Here is an 18,835-nt window from a genome sequence, read left to right on the forward strand (position 1 = left end):
TTAATGGAAAAAATTAAAGTATTGCATGTGTTTCAAAGAATGCGAACTGGTGGAGCAGAAACTTTAATTATGAATATATTTAGAAAAATGGATCATGAAAGAATACAATTTGATTTTCTTTGTATGAGTAACGAACCCGGAGAATATGATGACGAAATTAAAGAAAACGGAGGTAATATTTTCATTATTGATTCTCCAAAAGAATGCGGTGCAATTAAGCATATATTGCAAATAATAAAAGTTATAAAATCAAATAATGGATATGACATAATACATGTACCTACTATGTTTCACTCGGGTATAGTTTGTTTTGCTGCATTTTTAGCTGGCGTAAAAGTAAGAATTGTTCATTCACATAACGCGAGTGAATTTAATCGAAATACAATAAAAAGAAGAATTTATAGAACTCTTTCAAGATTAATGATTGCTCTTTTTTGTACCGATAAAATAGCTTGTGGATATAAAGCAAGGGACTATTTATTTGGTAACTCTAAAAAAATACAGCGTGAAACAATGATTTTATATAATGGTATAGATTTACATAAGTATAAATTTATTGATATTGATTTAGTAAGTGAATTAAAAAAGGAATTTGATATTTCTGATGAAATTATAATAGGTAACGTTGCAAGGTTTGAAGAACAAAAAAATCATATCTTTTTTATACGCTTTGCCCAATATTTAAAAGATAAGAAAATTCCTGCAAAAATAATTTTAGTAGGAGATGGAAAATTAAAACAAGAAATAGAAGCACAAGTGAAAAAAAATAGATTGGAGTCTTACATTAATTTTGCTGGTGTTAGAACTAATATACCTGAATTTATGAATTTATTTGATGTATATATAATGCCATCACTATATGAAGGTTTCCCTTTGACGGTTGTTGAAGCTCTTGCTTCAGGCACTAATTGTGTATTATCTGATACCATTTCAAAAGAGGTGTCGATAATTGATGATGCAGTAAAGTTTGTTGGTTTAGATGATGATTTGTCCAAATGGTATAATGCAGTTATAACTTGTAATAATAAAAAAACAGATAGGAATAAATATATTGAAATATTAAAAGAAAAAGGTTTTTCTTCGGAATATACGACTAATAAATTAGTTAATTTTTATCTAAAAAAAGGTAGCGAAATTTATGAAAAAAAATAAATATCTATTATTGTTTTTAATGCTAACTATTTTATCTTTATTGTTATCAGTTTCAATAGATTTATTTATCGGTAATTATAAATTATGGTTAGTATATTATTCTTGGTTAATAGTTGCATATTTTGTTTTAAGTTTATTCTTTTTTAAGTTTTTAAAAATAGATTTTATTGCAATATCATTTATGTTTGTAATATTTTATTTTATTTTTATATTTGGACAGGTAATCTGCCGATTTGGATTTAATTTTGTTGATTCAAATTCTTACGATTTCTTTGCTGATTTTACTTTAAAACAGATAGCTGACGGTGTAAGAATATCGTTTTATTGTTTTATAACATTGATTGTAGGAATTTTTATTTCTAAAATAATAAAATTTAAAACTAGTAATTCTACCAATAATAGTATCAAAAAAGAGAAATCGCTTATAACACAAGATCAATTAAAAATTATAAGGATTGTAAGTTTTGCATTTATTTTTATTTCTTTTCCTTTTTTCTTAATAGAGTTTGTAACAGACTTCCAACTCTCATCAAATTACGGGTACACAGCTGTAGCTACTAATTATGGGGTAGGTCTAAATTCAATTGGTGAAAAAATAGCCCCTTATTTTAATGTAGCAATGTTAATGTTGATGATATCATATAAACAAAACTTAAAAAAAGCAAAAATAATTGCCATAGTTTTTGCTTCATATAATTTAATTTCTATATTATTTGGTTCAAGAGGATTACCTTTATTAAATATTTTATTTTTGATAATTATTTGGAATAATCTGATTAAACCTTTAAAAAAAAGGCAGTTGATTAACTTTCTTTTGCTTTCAATACCATTGACAATTATGATCGCTTTTATGAGAATTGCAAGAGATTATTCTATTAATGAATGGATTTCTCATATTGATATAATTATGCTAGAAATCTTAAAGAATAATCCTATTTTTCTGGTTTTAAATGAAATGGGAATTGCAATATTTCCTACATCTGCTTCACTATGTATTTATCCCACAGCATCAAATTATAAATTTGGGACTACATACCTATATGGTTTATTATCTATAATTCCAAATTTTGGAAGTTCTTTAAGTATAGCCAAATTAAACGGTGATATCCAACTTGAAATATCTAAATTTTATGGACTAGCCTTTGGAGGATCCATTGTTGGTGATTTATATGCAAATTTTGGTTATTTAACTATTATTATTTTTTTAGTTATTGGCTTTTATCTATATAAATTAGATTTGATAATTAAATATGGTAATTCTGATATAAAAAAGGGTTTAATGTTAATTTATTGTATTCAGGTCATTTGGTCAATTAGAAATAATATAAATCCTTTAATTCGTTATTTTGTATGGTATATATTGCCATTATACTTTTTGTATTTATTACTTTATAGGAAATATAGGAGGGAATGATGAAAAATAGGCCTAAAGTATCAATTATTGTTCCAATTTTTAATTGTGAAAAATATTTAAATAAATGCATTAATTCACTTTTGAGTCAAACAGAAAAAAACATAGAAGTAATATTGATTAATGATGGTTCGACTGACAACAGTTATGATATAGCTAGGAAATATGAATTAATAGATTCGAGGATAAAACTGATTAATCAAGAAAACAATGGAGTTTCTTTTACAAGAAATAAAGGAATTAAAATTTCAAACGGTGAGTATATTATGTTTATTGATTCTGATGATTGGATAGAAGAAAATACATTGGAGATAATGTTAAACTCACTTAAAAAGTTTAAAAGTAATTATGTCAGGATTGCATGTACAAAAGATATAGTTGATATTAGGAAAAATTATGTATGTGATGTTATTTTTGATTATCCAGTTTATGTAAAAAGAGAATCTTTTAAATACGAAGTATTTAATGCTTTTTTAAACACTTATTCAATGAATTCTCCATGTCTATTTTTAGTGAAGAGAGAATTGTTAATAAAAAATAATATTTATTTTGATGTTAACAGGTTTTATGGAGAAGATTTATTATTTAATATAGAAATATTCAAATATCTTGAAAATGCCATCTTTTTACCCAATCCTTGTTATCATTATGTATATAATACTAATAGCTTAACTACTAACAATTCTAAGGAAATAATAGAGAAAAAGATTTACAATGTTATATTAAATTATTCTGCTTTATTTCAACTAGTTGATTTATTTGAAGTTACTGATTCTACAGTGAATGAAAAAATTAACAATAGAATTTTAAAAGAAGTAAATGATTGTATAATTAATATTTATTGTAATAATCTGATTATTCCAAAAAAAGATAGACTATTTTTAATTAATTTAGCAAATGATATGGTAAAAGAAAAATGTAATATAGAACTTTACCATGACATAAAAAAAATAGATAATAAGTTTTTTTTAAAGAAAAGAACAAGATATATTATAAAAAAGTATATACGTAGACTTTTTGCTTATATTTATAGAAAGGGAACTAACTAGTATGAAATTAATAAAAATACTTTTTTATCCAGTAAAAAAAGTATATACAAACTGTAATTTTAAAATTTAAATTTTATGATTCCCAAATCAATACAAACAATATTCATAATAGTGAGGTTGGAAGTGATTGTAGTATTAATACAAATACAGTCGTTTTTAATAGTGTGATTGGAGATTATTCATATTTAAATTATAATTCAATTGTAGAAAACTGTGTTATTGGAAAATTTGTAAGTATTGGATCATTTTGTGAAATAGGAGCTTATTGTCATCCTACTAATTATATTTCAACCTCTCCTAAGATTTATGGAAGTGGAAGTATTTTACCAATAAAAGATAAAAAGAGTGTTTCTGTTAGGGATAGGAAAACTATTATTGGCAATGATGTTTGGATTGGAAGTAATGTTGTAATTCTTGAAGGTGTAAAAATTGGAAATGGTGCAATTATTGCTGCAGGAGCAGTTGTCACAAAAGATGTGAATGATTTTGAGATTGTTGGTGGTATACCAGCAATTGTTTTAAAGAATAGATTTGATAAAAACATCGTTAAAAAGATTAATAATCTAAAATGGTGGAATTTGAATTCAAAACAAGAATTAACAGAACTCGCAAATATGAAAGAAGATTTTTACAAATATCTATAATAATATTTACGATTTATATTCAATGTAAAATAAAATATTCATAAGAAAAGAATTAGTATCTTTATTTAACACAGGGTACCAATAATTAATATGGAATAGTTTTTGGAAAAATGTTTAGAATCGCTATAAAAACAGACATATTATAATCAATTTAAACTTTAAAAAAACAATTTCTCGTTATTATCAGAAAAAATATAGGAATTGAAGAAACAGAGTTTAATAGACAACATTTGTTGATTGATAATTATTAAAAAATAAGAATGAAATTATGAATAAATTATTATGCATAAATAAAAAGGGATATTATATTAATTATTCAGAATATAAAACAAATGTTAATAGGAGGTATTTATGAAAAAATACGCTATTTTTTTACCACAATTTCATGAAATTCCAGAAAATAATGAGTGGTGGGGGAAAGGTTTTACAGAATGGACTAATGTAAAAAAAGGTAGGCCTTTATTTAATGGACATATTCAACCAAAAAAACCATTAAATAATAATTATTATAATTTGTTAAAAAAAGAGACAATGATAAATCAAACTAATTTAATGAATAAGTATCATATAGATGGAATGGCATACTATCATTACTATTTTAAAGGAAAGAAATTATTGGAGAAGCCTGTTGAAAATCTTCTAGAATGGACTGATATCCAGCAAAATTTCTTTTTTATTTGGGCTAATCATTCCTGGGTTAGAACTTGGGAAGGTAAAAGGGATGTTCTAGTAGAACAGGAATACGGAAATAAAGAGGATTGGGAAAATCATTTTTTATATTTAATAAAATTTTTTAAAGATGATAGGTATGAAAAGAAAAATAATAAGCCCATTTTTGGCATATTTAATCCTGATATTCCTAATAAAAATGAAATGTTTAAATATTTTGATTTTAGATGTCAACAAGAAGGCTTTTCAGGTATTTATATATTTGAATCTTATGCTTCGCAATCAAAAGAGAACTTTCCACAAAATTATAATAAATTTATAGAACAAACTAGTAAATATACAAAGGCAGTTGCCATTAGACAACCAGCTTTTTGTGAATATGATACTGTTATTGGTTTAAAAAAAATTATTTATGTTTATTATAGAATGTGGATGAGAAGTACAAAAAGAAAGAGCAAGAAACCCTTGGTTTTGAATGGTAATAAAATGATTGAAAAGTATTTAAAAATAAAATTTCCAGTATGCGAGAAAGATATTATTCCAGGAATATTCTTTGAATGGGATAATACAGCAAGACATAAAAGTAGGGGATATGTCATAACTCCTTTAGATAAAAGGCATTTTTTTGCATTAATGAATCATGTGAAGAAATCAGAATATATATTGATTAATGCATGGAATGAATGGTGTGAAGGAATGATACTAGAACCAACTGAAGAAAGTGGATATAAATATTTAGAATGGATTAAGGAATGGAGTGAAAAAAATGAAAATAGGATTAATGGGATTCGAATTTAGCTCAGCTAATAAAGGGTGTGAGGCATTGTCGTATTCTTTTTTAGAAATATTAAATGATATTTTTCAAGATAATGAATATCCAATTGAAATTTATAATTTTACAGAGTATGATTTAGGGCTTTTACCAGAATCTTATAATAAATTTGATTTTTATCAAATTGTACCAAAATTAAAAGATTTTAGCTTTACTTATTTACGTATGCTAAAAAAATGTGATTTTATATTTGATATAACTATGGGTGATAGCTTTTCAGATATATATTCAATAAAATACTATAATTCATTAATGAGAAACAAGCGGATTGCAAGTATATTTGCAGGTAAGTACATATTATTACCTCAAACATACGGACCATTTAATTTGGCAGAGTCTAGAAAAAAAGCTCAAAAAGTTTTGAAAAAGAGTAAAAAAATCTATTGTAGAGATGAACTATCTCAAAAACTTTTAGAAGAAAAATTTAATATTAATGATTCACAATTGGTTACAGATATTGCTTTTTTCTTGCCATATGATAAATCTTTGTACGAATTTAATACTAACAATACTAAAATTGGGATCAATGTATCAGGGTTGCTTTATAAAGGTGGATTTAACGAAAATAATCAATTCAATTTATCTATAGATTATAAACAATTTATAAACAATATTCTAAAATATTTTGAAAAACTAGTATATGAAGGTTATGAAATTTACTTAATTCCACATGTAATTGATTTAAATAAAAATTCTAATGATGATGACTATAAAATTAGTAAAGAATTGATAGAATTATACCCTTCACTCAAATTGGCACCAATATTTGAAAATCCAATCCAAGCTAAAAGTTTTATTAGTAATATGGATATATTTATAGGATCTAGAATGCATTCTACGATTGCAGCATTTTCTTCTGGTGTTCTTACTATACCTATTTCTTATAGTAGAAAGTTTGAAGGATTATTTAATAGTTTTGATTATCCATATGTAATTAATGGTAGAACAGAAAGTACTTCTTCAGGCATAAATAAAGTCATAGAGTATATTAATAAAAAAGAAATATTACAGGGAAAACAAAAAAAATCTAAAGAAATTATAGACAGTTTAAGTAGTGAATTTAAAAATAGTATAAAAGAAATACTATTTAATATTTAAATATAGTAAAGAGGAGGTTAGAACAATGAACTATACCAACAATGATAATATAGAAATTATCACTACTTTATTAAAAAAGCATAAAATTAAGGATATTATAATTAGTCCTGGAGGAACAAATATTCCTTTAATAAAATCCTTACAAAAAGATGATTTTTTTACTTGTTATTCTATTGTTGATGAAAGAAGTGCTATATATTTTGCTATAGGAGTATACCTTCAAACAGGTAACATTGTGGCGACTGTGTGCACTAGTGCACAAGCTACTAGAAATTATATTCCAGGTTTGACAGAAGCTTACTACAAGCATGTTCCTATATTAGCTATTACAATGGAAAAGCATCCACGTTTTACTTATCAAGAGTATATGCAAGCCCCTGATCAAACATCATTACCAAATGATTCAGTAAAAAAATCAGTAGAATTGCCTTATATAAGTGATAGTAATGATGTTTATCATAGCATAAGATGTGTCAATGAGGCTATCTTAGAGTTGAGTAGAGAGGGAATGGGACCAGTACAATTATGTGTACCCTGGCTAGATTTCCCATTAAAAAGCAATAACATCAAAATCAGATCCATAAATAGATTTAGTAAAGACGATATTAAAGACTTAGAAATAAAAGATAAGAGTATAATGCTAGTGATAGGGGAACATAGGCCATTTAATAAAGAACAAACAGAAATTATAAATCGCTTTTGTGAGAATTATAACGTAATGGTTTATGTAAACCATTTGTCTAATTTTAATAATAAATATTCAATAAATGCTAACCTTCTTTTATCTACAATGAAGGATGAAGAATTTAATAACTTAAAACCTGATGTTTTTATTACAATAGGTGGTCAAACAGGCGATTATCCTTTATTTTTGACATTATCAAACAATAATATTGATATTGAGCATTGGAGAATTTGTGAAGATGGAAAGATAGTGGATACATATGACAAATTAACTAGGATATATCAATGTAGCCTAGAAGAATTTTTTAGTAATGTTCAGGATGCAGAATGTAAAGAACATTCATATTACCGTAAATGGGAATTAGCAAGGAAAGAAAAAAATATAAATATAAATGTTCCATTTTCAAGTTTATCAATTGCACAGTACCTGCATAATAAGATACCGAAATCATCTATTATACAATTTTCAATATTACACAGTTTGCGAATTTGGAATTTATTTGAATTAGATTCATCTATAGAATGTTATTCAAATGTCGGAGCATTTGGAATAGACGGTGGAATGTCTACTCTTATTGGTCAAAGTATTGTTACAGATAAGCTATCCTTTATTATTATAGGTGATTTAGCTTTTTACTATGATATGAATTCTTTAGGAATAAGAGATATAAAAAGCAATTTAAGAATATTGCTTATTAATAATAATGGTGGTGTAGAATTTAAATTACATGGTGGAAATAATAAAGAAATAAATGAGTATATAGCTGCCGGAAATCATTTTAATAATGCCGAAGGGTGGGCAAATACATGTGGATTTCTTTATTTATCAGCTCATTCCATGGATGAGTTTATAAAATATTCTGAAAAATTTTTATCTGAATCGGATTTACCTATTATATTAGAGGTTTTTGTTAGCGATGAAGATGAAAGTGAGGCATATAATAGAGTGCTTGAATTTAACAAAAATTTATCTGTAAGCGAACAGGTCAAAAAGACTGTGAAAAACTCAGTAAAAACAATATTAGGGAAAAAAGCAGTTGATAAAATTAGAGAGTTAAAGAGGTAAAAAATGAGGACTTTAGAGTTGATATATAAAATTAAACAGAAATTAACAAAAATAGAAAAAGAAAAAGTTCTTATTCCTGTTTATAACGGGTGTTTATTAAAAGATAGAATAGCATTTATTACAGGAGGTTCTTCTGGAATAGGATATGCAATTGCTAGTTCATTTTTAAGAAATGGTGCAAAAGTAATTATTTCAGGAAGAAATATTGATAGATTAAATATTGCAAAAGATAAGTTGATTAAAGAAACTGATTGTAATGAGAGTGATATAATATGTTTTGAATTAGATATTACTAGAATTAATTATAATGAAAATAAATTAAATTCATTTTTAGATCAATATAAGAATATTGATATTTTTGTTAATAACGCAGGCATAAATAAAGGTGAATCATTTCCAAATACAGATTTAATTGATTATGAAAATGTTTTGGATACAAATTTAAAAGGAATGTATTTTTTTTCACAATATATATTTAAATATATGATAAAGAATAAGATACATGGAAATATACTTATTATTAATTCTTCTTCTTCTCTTAGACCTGCTATAACACCATATATTGTTTCTAAATGGGGTGAAAGATCACTTACTTTAGGTATGGCAAAAAAAGCATTGCAATATGGAATTACTGTTAATGGATTAGCTCCAGGTTCAACTTTAACACCTATGTTAGAAAAAGGAAATAAAACAGATCTTTCTTTAGATTATTCTCCAATTAAAAGATATATTGCACCAGAAGAAATTGGAAATATGGCTACATTTTTAGTTAGTGATATGGGAAAGACTATTATTGGAGATACAATATATATGACAGGAGGAGCAGGAGTTATTACATATGATGATATGCAGTATTAGGAAAGGGGAATATTATGGTAAAGAGTAAATATAATACGCTTGTAAAAAATATTGGTTTGTTTACAATAGGAAGTTTTGGATCAAAAATAGTTTCTTTTTTAATGGTTCCATTATATACTGCAGTTTTAAGTACTTCAGATTATGGTATGGTAGATCTTGTTTCCTCAACTGCACAATTATTAATACCAATATTAATTTTAAGTATTCAAGATGCTACTTTACGCTTTAGTATGGATTCAAAGTATGAAAAAAGTGATGTTATATCTACAACTATCAACATAATAATAAAAGGTTCAATAATATTAATCTTCGGAGTTTTTATCGTAGAAATAATTGGATTATTTTCGTTGGAATTATCATATTATGTATTTTTGATACTGTTATTTATATTGGGATCTTTAAATAATTGCTTTAATTTATATTTGAAAGCGAAAAATAATGCATCTGCTATAGCAATCAGTGGTATTTTAACTACATTTATTACATGTGTTAGTAATATCCTTTTATTGATTGTATTTACGTTTGGTACTACTGGATATATGATAAGTAATGTAATCGGGTTAGCCTTATCAGTATTGTACCAGCTTTTTATTGGGAAGATTTATAAGGATTTACATTTAGTAAATTATAATAATTTATCAAAACCTATGACTAAATATAGTATTCCATTAATTTCTAATTCTATTGCATGGTGGATCAATTATACAAGTGATCGATATATACTTGCATATTTATGTGGAGTAGCTGCTAACGGTATATATTCAGTAGCTTATAAAATTCCAACAATATTAACTACCTTTCAGAGTATTTTTTATAATGCATGGTCTATATCAGCTATTTCAGAATATGATAAAAATGATAAAGATGGATTTATTAGTAATAATTATACTTTATACAGTTGTGTTTCAATTTTAGTATGTTCGTTTTTATTGATAATAAATGTCCCATTAGCATCTGTTTTATATTCCGGAGAATACTTTATAGCTTGGCGAAGTGTTCCATTCTTACTGGTAGGAACTGTATTTAATGGAATAGCACAATTTGAAGGGTGCCTTTTTGCTGCAACAAAAAGGACTAAAATGGTCTCGTTTACTACTGTAATTGGAGCACTTGTAAATATGATATGTAATTTTATATTCATATACTTTTTTGGAGCTATAGGTGCAGCGTTTTCAACAATGCTAGGATATGGGGTTACATGGTTATTAAGAACCATTTTTTTACAGACATTCATTAAAATGAAAGTAAATTGGTCTAAACATAGAATTATCCTATGTTTAATCATTATTCAGGCTATTCTTGCAACTTTAAATATATTTAATTTTCTGCAAATTATAATATTCATAGTAATAGTATTTATGCATAAAGAATATATTCAGAAGATTTTTAATTTAGTGATAAGTCATACATAATAGACTTGGTTTTATAATGAATATAGATAATGTATTGAAAGAAATCATTTTTGTGCAATTGAAAGGATGGAAAATATAGAATAAAATTGATTAAACTCTAATAAAAATATAAAAAGCAAGCATTATTTTTTGAATATTACGTTTCTAATGGTAATAAACGGAAATCTAGCCATAGAATTAAATCTTTAAAACATTAGTCAATTTATATTTGAGTATCAAAGTATACTAAGTTATATTTTAAGGAATTTTTTATTGATCATTAATGTATGGTTCATTATATTAAAGAAGTATATTCAAAAACTTAGCATTATTCAAATTCATAGTATATTTACTAAAATAAATTTCCTTTATATATGACATGATTTGTATGGTAAATTGAATTTTGTTTTTGTAATGTGATAAAGTGGATATATCGAATATAAATAGTTATCAATTTAGAACTAAAGTGATGTTTAATATCAAAAAAGTATTAATATCGCTAAGTAAAGCATGTTAAAAGTATCGTTATGTGGATTCAACAAATATGAGAACACTATATCCCTAGGTTAATTAATTTACTAGTTGCTTACGGAATGGTGGATAAAAATCTAAATGTGTACTTATCTTTCAATTTCCTACTGCATAAAGATAAAATAGATGTAGATATATTGACAATAAAAGAATATTCATTTTGTATAAATAGTAAAAAAGGTAGAATGTTAATCCAAAATATTAATAAATTTATTTAAAAAAACTTGATTAACCATGAGACACAGAACATGTAATTAAAATTAGATAAATCCAGAAATATAAACAGATTTATTTAGATTATAAGTACTGGCTTTATGATTTTTTTAAGAAAAAACTATACCCCTGTATGATGTGGTCAATCAAGTAAAAAATTATTTATTAAAATAAATAAAAAATATGTAATATAGGATTTAAAATTAATTAATAATGACTTTTTAAATACAGAGAGTAGTTAGAAGGAGTTTGATATGTATATTAATACAACAAGTAAAGAGGAAATAGAAAAATCACTATGTCAGGTACTCAATATAAATAGGGAAAAACTATATGAATTGATAGAGGAATGTTATAACTTATTTCAAAGAAATCATCAAGTGTTTGTTATAGATGATCAGTTTGATTTCTTTTATAAGTTTGTAGAAAAACATCAGGTAGAAAATATTGATAAGGTATTACTAATACATTTATCCAGACGATTGCAAAATGATGAAGATAATAATGGCTATAATTTTCTTGGCACATTAACATATAAAACTTCTTTATCAAACTTTTTGGGGAGATATGGTATTACTTTTCAGTACGATGATCATATAAAAATGCTAGTCGATGATAAAGAAATTAATCTAGATAATGGAGATGAAAGCTATTCTTATTATTATTTAAAAAATAGATTTGGATATCTTTATAAAGATTTTAATTTTAAAGGATATATGTTTGGTGATAACATAGAAAAAAGTGAAGTATATGAGATACATGAGGAAGGTCCAGAATTTTTTGGATACCTTTTTTTATTTACTGATGATAAATTTATAGATGATTTTTATGAACAGTCTGAATATTATAAATTTGAATATTTAGTACCTTTAGAAATGTTAAATTTTGAGGACTGTGAAACAATGTCTGATACTGATAAGCAAAGATATATTATTGTGAACTGTTTGCAAAGACTTTATAGATATGTTTTTGATCCTGATATGAATATCTATGAAAACAGGGTCTTATGTATAGAAGATGATATTGCATTATCAGACAGCTATTTAATCAGTAAAACGAAAATATAGGTACTAATATTTTAAGTAGCATTTCATTAGACTAATAAAAAACTATTTTATAGGTTATAAAAATTTAATATTGTTTACATTATGGGTCAGTGACTATATTTAGCACTGACCTTTTTTGTTATATGTGGATATTAAGTTAAGTTTTCATATTATTTTGTTATGCTAATTGACCTCATTGCATGTAAAAAAGTTAATTTAATTGGTATTTTTTTGTGATTGTTATTATTTAACAGTATTTGTTTGATATTATATTTCAACAATTCAATGTTGGGGAGAGAGCGATGAACAACACTATACGTGCACCACCTATACTTTCATATATTTTATCAAAATATTATGGAGGTATAGTAATGTATAAAAGTGATTATTCAAAGTATTGTTTTAGACAGATTAAAGATGAAAATGGAGATAAAAAGTATTATATAAAGATAAAAAAGGAATTTATAGAAGTACCTAAAGAAGTATATTCATTAATTATTAATAGTGTACATACAGAATCATATAGAAATAAAAGAAGAGCAGCGGTAACGATCCAATATTATGAAGGTGTGGAAAGTGAAGCTGCTCCTTTTTTTTGCAATTTTGCTGATGAGATCCACACTAAGTTTTTAGCAAAACAGGCTATAAAAGAAATAATGAAATTGCCTGTTAAGTACAGAGATATAGCCTACTGTATTTTTGTTTTGGAGTATACCCAAAGTGAAACTGCCCGAATTCTAAATATCCCTTACAGCACAGTTCATGACAGAAAAATAAAAGCAATGAAAATTTTACAAAAAAAAATTAAAAAAAACCGTTAAATGATATTCCAGCTTTGTCAGCAATAAGTGAAGGGTTAAACATCACTTAAACGGAGGAATTAAAGATGAACAAATTAAACGCTTTTATTTATTGTCGAGTTCTAACAGAAGAAGCTAGAAACTTACTGATGTATCAGGAAGAAATATTATCAAAAAAGGCAGTAGAAGATGGTTATGAAATATTTGGTAAAGTTTGTTTAGTTGATACTGGTAAGAGTTTTGGATCTTTTAAAATGCAGGCACTAATCGGATATATTCGAAAAGAAAAGATAAATGCAATTTATGTATATGATAGAACAAGATTATGTATATATAAGGATTTATATATGGAATTTAAAATGTTATGTGATATGCATCATGTTGAGATTATATGTCTAAATTCATAATTGATTAATTAACAGTGTATCGTAGTCGTGATCCTCCTTTCTTTATTAAAGGAATAACAGGAAGGAGGATTTAAAGTGGGCTTTAATTATGCTAAGGAAAAAATCAAATGGGATAAATGGAAAGAAAAGGAAGAAGAACTGTTAAATTCGTTGGGTGTTGATCAAGAAATAATCAAACAGTTAAGAGATTATGATTGGGAAATGTTTAAAACAGAACGAAGAATACGCTCAAGACAAACTGTTTTTTCAAATCAGCTGTTTAATAACATTTCATTTTATGATAAAAAAGAAATTTCAACAGTAGAAGACTTATTGGATGAAATAGAGAATGAAGCCCTTCTTCATTATTTATCGCAGACCGATAAAGTAACAATGAATATTCTTTTATTAAAAATCAAAGGGTTTTCTACTAAGGAAATATCCCAGATATTAAATATCAGTCATTCAGTAATCTATTCTAGAATACATCATTTAAAAGAAAAATTAAAAAAATTTCATAATGATGTCCAAAAATAGCGGTTTTAAATGCCTATATATTGAAGGGGTTAATAATACCTCGATATAGGACATTGGAAACTGAATAGCAAGACTGATAACGTTACTTATATTTAAGCCCGGCAAGAAGTACGCCACGACAACAGGATCAGGAGGTAAAACATTTAAAATTCTGATATAGCGGTAATACCGGATTGCAGTCATAATTTGCTGATATGATGGCGATGAGGATATAAGAAGATAATGATACACATAGTGAGTCTAAGTCCGAGCATTGATCAAATGTCGCAGACAAGACACTATATAGGTGAGAGTCCTATGAGTTAGTTTATAACGCCTTAAAGATTATAAAGACTCGTGGAACTGCGTAGCAAAGCAGTCTATCAGAATTGCAGTATTTATAATCGTCAATGAATTATCTTTTATGATTTTGAATAATTAAATCATTAATAAGATAATTCTTGATGTACATAAGAAGTGAGGTGAGATGATGAATAGAACTTTAGAAAGAGGAGAAGTTTATCTAGCTGATTTGAATCCGGTAATTGGTAATGAACAGGGTGGAATTCGACCAGTACTTATTATTCAAAATGATGTTGGGAACATATTTAGTAATACAACTATTGTAGCTTCAATGACTTCTTATATAAGACATAAACCGAATTTGCCAACTCATGTATATATAAAAAATAGAGAGGGATTAAGTCATAATTCATTAGTGCTGTTGGAACAAATACGAACCATTGATAAAAAAAGACTTATTAGAAGATTATGTAAACTTAAATATAATGAGATGGAAAAGATTGACATATGTTTATTAGTCAGTATCGGTATAGAAAATACTGATCAATATCAGATGAATTAAATATCAACTATACGATTTGAAATTTTGAACATTCGTCTTTTTATAATTAATCTTTTAGACTAAAGATAGGATATGTAATAAAAACATATTCAAAGAGTAATAGCTCATAAATAAAAATATTTGGACAAGTATTGGAGGATTTGTATGAAAACACAAGATAAGGAATTTGAAATTAAAGTCACTAAACTTTTGTTATTTTTAGTAGAGAATACAGGCTTTACATTAGAAGAATTGTTAGATGCTAAAGTCTATGATATGACTATTAATCGACATTATCTGATAATTAAAGAACATGCTGAAGAGATCAATAAGCATATTTTTGAAACAGTTGAAGAATGGTTAGAAACTAATAAACATCCAAGTCTATTTTGTACATATGATGGAAAAGATTTAAATAACAAATTAGAAGAGGGTTGCATTAAAGAAACAGGAAAACAAAAGCTTTATATTGATATGCCTCATTTTACAGGCAGAAATGTTCCAGTAACTGAAATTGCAAAAGCTTCAGGTAAAGATATTCAATATATTAGATATGGATTACAAAAAGGTTTTATGACTTTTGGATATGCCTATCAAAAGGGAAATAGTAGTGAATACAATTATTATTGTCCAGATAAAAAGGTTTGGGAAGAACTAGGTTATTACTCCGATGGAAAAGATTAGGAGGAAAAGAAAATGGCAAAAATGAAAAGAAGTCCAAAAGGTTTTGGTTCTATTATTAAAATGAAAGGTAATCGACGACTTCCCTATATGGTCAGAATTAAATTAGGTGATGTAGTAAATCATAAAACAGGGAAAATAACACCAAAATATTATATTCTTGGATATGCAAAAGATCGTAAAGAGGGTTTAATGATGTTAGCTGAGTATCATCAAAGACCGTTTGATTTAAAACATGCTGATTTAACCTTTGCAGACGTTTATGCTGATACGATGGAATATAAAGAAAAAAAACAAAAAATAGGAAAATCTGCTAAACGAAGTTATAGTACAGCTTTTCAGGCATGTTCTTCATTGCATGGTGTTCCTTTTGTAAAACTAAAGGCAAAAGATTTACAGGAAGTGATTGATAAATGTAATAAAAATTATCCATCACTAAAAAATATTAAAGTTTTATATTCTCAAATGTATCAATATGCCATTAAACATGAAATATGCAAAGAAGATTATTCCAAACATGTTGATTTAATAGAATACACTGGAAAAAATCCTAATTCCATTGAACGTAAAAGATTTACATCTGATGAAATATTAGAGTTATGGAAATACAAAGATGATAGACATTATCAAATTATTTTAATATTGATTTATACTGGAGTAAGAATAAGTGAATTATTAAATCTAAAGAAAGAAGATGTGCATATCGATGAACAGTATTTTGAAGTAAAGAAAAGTAAAACTGAAAATGGAATAAGAGTTGTTCCAATTGCAGATAAAATAAAACCATTTTTTGTTGAATGGTTAGAATATTCAAAAATTGATTATGTATTCTGTACAAATGACCAAAAACAATTTTTATATAGGAATTTTTATGACAGTTATTTTATACCTATTATGGATAATCGTAGATTTGACCATAGACCACATGATACTCGTCATACTTGTGCTTCTTTAATGGCTGAGGCATTTATTGATGAAAGAATTGTGAAAAAAATATTAGGGCATGCTCATAATATGTCTTTAACCGAAAGAGTTTATACTCATTATGAAATTAAGGTACTGGTTGATGAAATAAATAAAATTTAGGATATATTATTTAGACAGGCTGTATAGAGAAGTATCATTATATGAAAACTCAAATTAATGTATGATTTTTAGAATATTAATTTGAGTTTTTATTTGTTTTATTATGGCATATATAATGTTAGTTATAGATCAGACCACAATTAAATTTTTTGATTTTTATTTAATTGAAGTCACGGGATTTGCTTAGGATTTGACGATGTGAGTAGAAAGGGGATGTTTTCAAATAAATAACAATAAGATAGCAAATGGGAAAAGTAATAGCTCAAACCACTTGAAAATTCGTGGTTTAATTGCTCTTGTGATGTTTCCAAAACGTTAATTTATCGTTTATCAGAGAGAAATTCAAAGAAACTCAAATCGTCAAAAGCCTTTATTTATCGGCTAAAACTCGATTTGAGTTTTTTCTATTTTGTGAATTTAAAAACGGTATGCAACAGGTATGCAGCAATATTCTCACCTCAAATTCTCATATATGCAGCAAATTGACAAAATAAAAATGACTCATAAAGGGTCATTAATGCTGTGTTTCCCAATCCTTCATTTTATCTTCTAATAGATCATAGTTACAATAACCAAATTTAATCTCTTTGGTTTTCTTTTGGTGACGAATAATACTAAGTATTTTATTAAAAATCGTATTTTTCTTTCTTTTACAGAATTCATACTCCTTAGCAAGTAAGTCTCTATCTTTATGATGTCTGATATCAATTTCATGATAGCAACCTTCAGCGACAGGAATAGCTTTTCTTAAATCAACAACAGAAATCAATTTTTTGATAGTATCATTATCTAAACGTTTAATAATATCTTTCTCATGTATTTCAGATACATCAATATTTTCATAAATAACTAAATAATCAATACCAGTATTCTTTAGTTTCAGATGTTTTGGTTTAGCCGAAGTTAAAGGAACAAAATAAGGAATTGTGTCATTGAAAATGATTGTACCAATATAAGGTTTGTTTTCATAATCATGTCTTTTTTTATTGAAATATACCTCTGTATCAAAAGAATGTGGATACTTAATATAGTTAATATCAATTGTATAAAATTTCAATATTATCACTATTCCTTTCTTTGTTATAAAATAAAAGGAAGGATTATGCATCCTTCCATACTTTAACGCCCTACACTTATGGCGGTAGGAGCCGTACTGTTAGCGGTATTTCTACCTTCAAATATATTATACACAATTATGTGTATATATCAAGTTATGTCAAGTCATTCAATGACATACCATGACAATTATAGTATATGTATAAAATATTTATTTATTCATAAATAATTAAAAATATTCAGCCCAATTCTCGTCCCACTCTTGGGACTTCGAGACTCAACCAAAATGGTTTGTATTTATCCATCTGTATATCGCCTTACTTATTCAACAGAAAGCAAGACAATTTCAAGGATAAACATGCTCACTTCGTTCGTCCTCAATATTGTCTTTTAGGCTTTCTGTTTTATTCTTTTTGGCGATATACGAAATGGATAAAAAAGAACTATATCATAGACATGGCTCATGAGATTTTAGTTTGAATGCTTCTTTAGTACCATCATCATAGTGAATCGTTACTTCGTTTTTATTGTAACTGATGATGGCATTTTTATTATGCATATCTTTTATGAGTAGGCTATAAGGAATCATGAATGCTAATCGTTAGATAGTTTATATCAAAGTTCTTTTTAATCTATTGATATGCTTTATATTGTGCAACAGTATCACATTTGAAGTGATTATTCATGTTTAATGCTTTCTGGATAATAAATAGAATTAACTGCATTAATTAAATATTGCATATCAATATGAGTATAAACTTTCTCGGTCATTGTCATTGCACCTTTGTGTCCTACGATCATCTTTGAATAAGTAGGTGATAC

At 26.3% G+C, this 18,835-nt stretch carries 17 protein-coding genes; 16 read left to right on the plus strand and 1 reads right to left on the minus strand.

From position 1 onward, the window contains the following. Positions 1–3 precede the first annotated feature (3 nt). The 16 genes from J7M77_RS16010 to J7M77_RS16085 all read left to right on the plus strand — a co-directional run bounded on the left by J7M77_RS16010 (position 4) and on the right by J7M77_RS16085 (position 16,957). A complete protein-coding gene (locus tag J7M77_RS16010) occupies positions 4–1,152 on the plus strand; it encodes a glycosyltransferase (protein WP_296880383.1) in 1,149 nt (382 codons plus the stop codon). Beyond that, positions 1,139–2,566 (plus strand): O-antigen polymerase, encoded by a 1,428-nt coding sequence (locus J7M77_RS16015; protein ID WP_296880385.1) that lies wholly within the window; start codon positions 1,139–1,141, stop codon positions 2,564–2,566. Before J7M77_RS16010 ends, J7M77_RS16015 begins: the two co-directional genes overlap by 14 nt. Further along, positions 2,566–3,612, plus strand: a complete 1,047-nt coding sequence (locus J7M77_RS16020; RefSeq protein ID WP_296880386.1) for a glycosyltransferase family 2 protein — start codon at positions 2,566–2,568, stop codon at positions 3,610–3,612. Before J7M77_RS16015 ends, J7M77_RS16020 begins: the two co-directional genes overlap by 1 nt. A gap of 164 nt (positions 3,613–3,776) precedes the next feature. Beyond that, positions 3,777–4,256 carry a CatB-related O-acetyltransferase gene (locus J7M77_RS16025; RefSeq protein ID WP_296880388.1) on the plus strand — a complete coding sequence of 160 codons (480 nt, stop codon included), beginning with the start codon at positions 3,777–3,779 and terminating at the stop codon, positions 4,254–4,256. Between the two features lie 351 nt (positions 4,257–4,607). Next, entirely contained in the window at positions 4,608–5,723 is a 1,116-nt protein-coding gene (locus tag J7M77_RS16030; protein ID WP_296880390.1) for a glycoside hydrolase family 99-like domain-containing protein, read from the plus strand. Beyond that, a complete protein-coding gene (locus tag J7M77_RS16035) occupies positions 5,692–6,855 on the plus strand; it encodes a polysaccharide pyruvyl transferase family protein (protein ID WP_296880393.1) in 1,164 nt (387 codons plus the stop codon). Before J7M77_RS16030 ends, J7M77_RS16035 begins: the two co-directional genes overlap by 32 nt. A 25-nt stretch (positions 6,856–6,880) precedes the next feature. Beyond that, a complete protein-coding gene (locus J7M77_RS16040) occupies positions 6,881–8,605 on the plus strand; it encodes a thiamine pyrophosphate-binding protein (protein ID WP_296880394.1) in 1,725 nt (574 codons plus the stop codon). A 3-nt stretch (positions 8,606–8,608) separates the two neighbouring features. Next, entirely contained in the window at positions 8,609–9,463 is an 855-nt protein-coding gene (locus J7M77_RS16045; protein ID WP_296880396.1) for an SDR family NAD(P)-dependent oxidoreductase, read from the plus strand. 14 nt (positions 9,464–9,477) lie between these two features. Then, the gene (locus tag J7M77_RS16050) at positions 9,478–10,875 is read left to right on the plus strand and encodes an oligosaccharide flippase family protein (protein ID WP_296880398.1); all 1,398 of its coding nucleotides are present in this window, start codon (positions 9,478–9,480) and stop codon (positions 10,873–10,875) included. 977 nt (positions 10,876–11,852) lie between these two features. Then, complete coding sequence (locus tag J7M77_RS16055; RefSeq protein ID WP_296880399.1) at positions 11,853–12,665, plus strand: hypothetical protein; 813 nt, start codon at positions 11,853–11,855, stop codon at positions 12,663–12,665. A 350-nt stretch (positions 12,666–13,015) separates the two neighbouring features. Beyond that, positions 13,016–13,465 (plus strand): hypothetical protein, encoded by a 450-nt coding sequence (locus J7M77_RS16060; RefSeq protein WP_296880401.1) that lies wholly within the window; start codon positions 13,016–13,018, stop codon positions 13,463–13,465. 65 nt (positions 13,466–13,530) lie between these two features. Then, positions 13,531–13,851: a recombinase family protein gene (locus J7M77_RS16065; protein WP_296880403.1), complete on the plus strand. Its 321-nt coding sequence runs from the start codon at positions 13,531–13,533 to the stop codon at positions 13,849–13,851. 75 nt (positions 13,852–13,926) lie between these two features. Beyond that, a complete protein-coding gene (locus J7M77_RS16070; RefSeq protein WP_296880404.1) occupies positions 13,927–14,367 on the plus strand; it encodes a helix-turn-helix domain-containing protein in 441 nt (146 codons plus the stop codon). Positions 14,368–14,833: 466 nt separating this feature from the next. Continuing rightward, the gene (locus J7M77_RS16075) at positions 14,834–15,211 is read left to right on the plus strand and encodes a type II toxin-antitoxin system PemK/MazF family toxin (RefSeq protein WP_367237043.1); all 378 of its coding nucleotides are present in this window, start codon (positions 14,834–14,836) and stop codon (positions 15,209–15,211) included. A 144-nt stretch (positions 15,212–15,355) separates the two neighbouring features. Then, complete coding sequence (locus tag J7M77_RS16080; RefSeq protein ID WP_296880406.1) at positions 15,356–15,874, plus strand: hypothetical protein; 519 nt, start codon at positions 15,356–15,358, stop codon at positions 15,872–15,874. Between the two features lie 12 nt (positions 15,875–15,886). Beyond that, positions 15,887–16,957, plus strand: coding sequence for a tyrosine-type recombinase/integrase (locus tag J7M77_RS16085; RefSeq protein WP_296880407.1), 1,071 nt, complete (start codon positions 15,887–15,889; stop codon positions 16,955–16,957). A gap of 514 nt (positions 16,958–17,471) precedes the next feature. Here the strand turns inward: J7M77_RS16085 and J7M77_RS16090 are convergent. Continuing rightward, entirely contained in the window at positions 17,472–18,023 is a 552-nt protein-coding gene (locus tag J7M77_RS16090; RefSeq protein WP_296880408.1) for a type III toxin-antitoxin system ToxN/AbiQ family toxin, read from the minus strand. Positions 18,024–18,835 lie beyond the last annotated feature (812 nt).

The sequence above is a fragment of the Thomasclavelia sp. genome (assembly GCF_017889095.1).
Taxonomy (GTDB): domain Bacteria; phylum Bacillota_I; class Bacilli_A; order Erysipelotrichales; family Coprobacillaceae; genus Thomasclavelia.

Bases quoted from the DNA above. Each gene is read 5' to 3' on its own strand.
- J7M77_RS16010 (WP_296880383.1), top strand. From the start codon at position 4: ATGGAAAAAATTAAAGTATTGCATGTGTTTCAAAGAATGCGAACTGGT.
- J7M77_RS16015 (WP_296880385.1), top strand. From the start codon at position 1,139: ATGAAAAAAAATAAATATCTATTATTGTTTTTAATGCTAACTATTTTA.
- J7M77_RS16020 (WP_296880386.1), top strand. From the start codon at position 2,566: ATGAAAAATAGGCCTAAAGTATCAATTATTGTTCCAATTTTTAATTGT.
- J7M77_RS16030 (WP_296880390.1), top strand. From the start codon at position 4,608: ATGAAAAAATACGCTATTTTTTTACCACAATTTCATGAAATTCCAGAA.
- J7M77_RS16035 (WP_296880393.1), top strand. From the start codon at position 5,692: ATGAAAATAGGATTAATGGGATTCGAATTTAGCTCAGCTAATAAAGGG.
- J7M77_RS16040 (WP_296880394.1), top strand. From the start codon at position 6,881: ATGAACTATACCAACAATGATAATATAGAAATTATCACTACTTTATTA.
- J7M77_RS16045 (WP_296880396.1), top strand. From the start codon at position 8,609: ATGAGGACTTTAGAGTTGATATATAAAATTAAACAGAAATTAACAAAA.
- J7M77_RS16050 (WP_296880398.1), top strand. From the start codon at position 9,478: ATGGTAAAGAGTAAATATAATACGCTTGTAAAAAATATTGGTTTGTTT.
- J7M77_RS16055 (WP_296880399.1), top strand. From the start codon at position 11,853: ATGTATATTAATACAACAAGTAAAGAGGAAATAGAAAAATCACTATGT.
- J7M77_RS16060 (WP_296880401.1), top strand. From the start codon at position 13,016: ATGTATAAAAGTGATTATTCAAAGTATTGTTTTAGACAGATTAAAGAT.
- J7M77_RS16065 (WP_296880403.1), top strand. From the start codon at position 13,531: ATGAACAAATTAAACGCTTTTATTTATTGTCGAGTTCTAACAGAAGAA.
- J7M77_RS16075 (WP_367237043.1), top strand. From the start codon at position 14,834: ATGATGAATAGAACTTTAGAAAGAGGAGAAGTTTATCTAGCTGATTTG.
- J7M77_RS16080 (WP_296880406.1), top strand. From the start codon at position 15,356: ATGAAAACACAAGATAAGGAATTTGAAATTAAAGTCACTAAACTTTTG.
- J7M77_RS16085 (WP_296880407.1), top strand. From the start codon at position 15,887: ATGGCAAAAATGAAAAGAAGTCCAAAAGGTTTTGGTTCTATTATTAAA.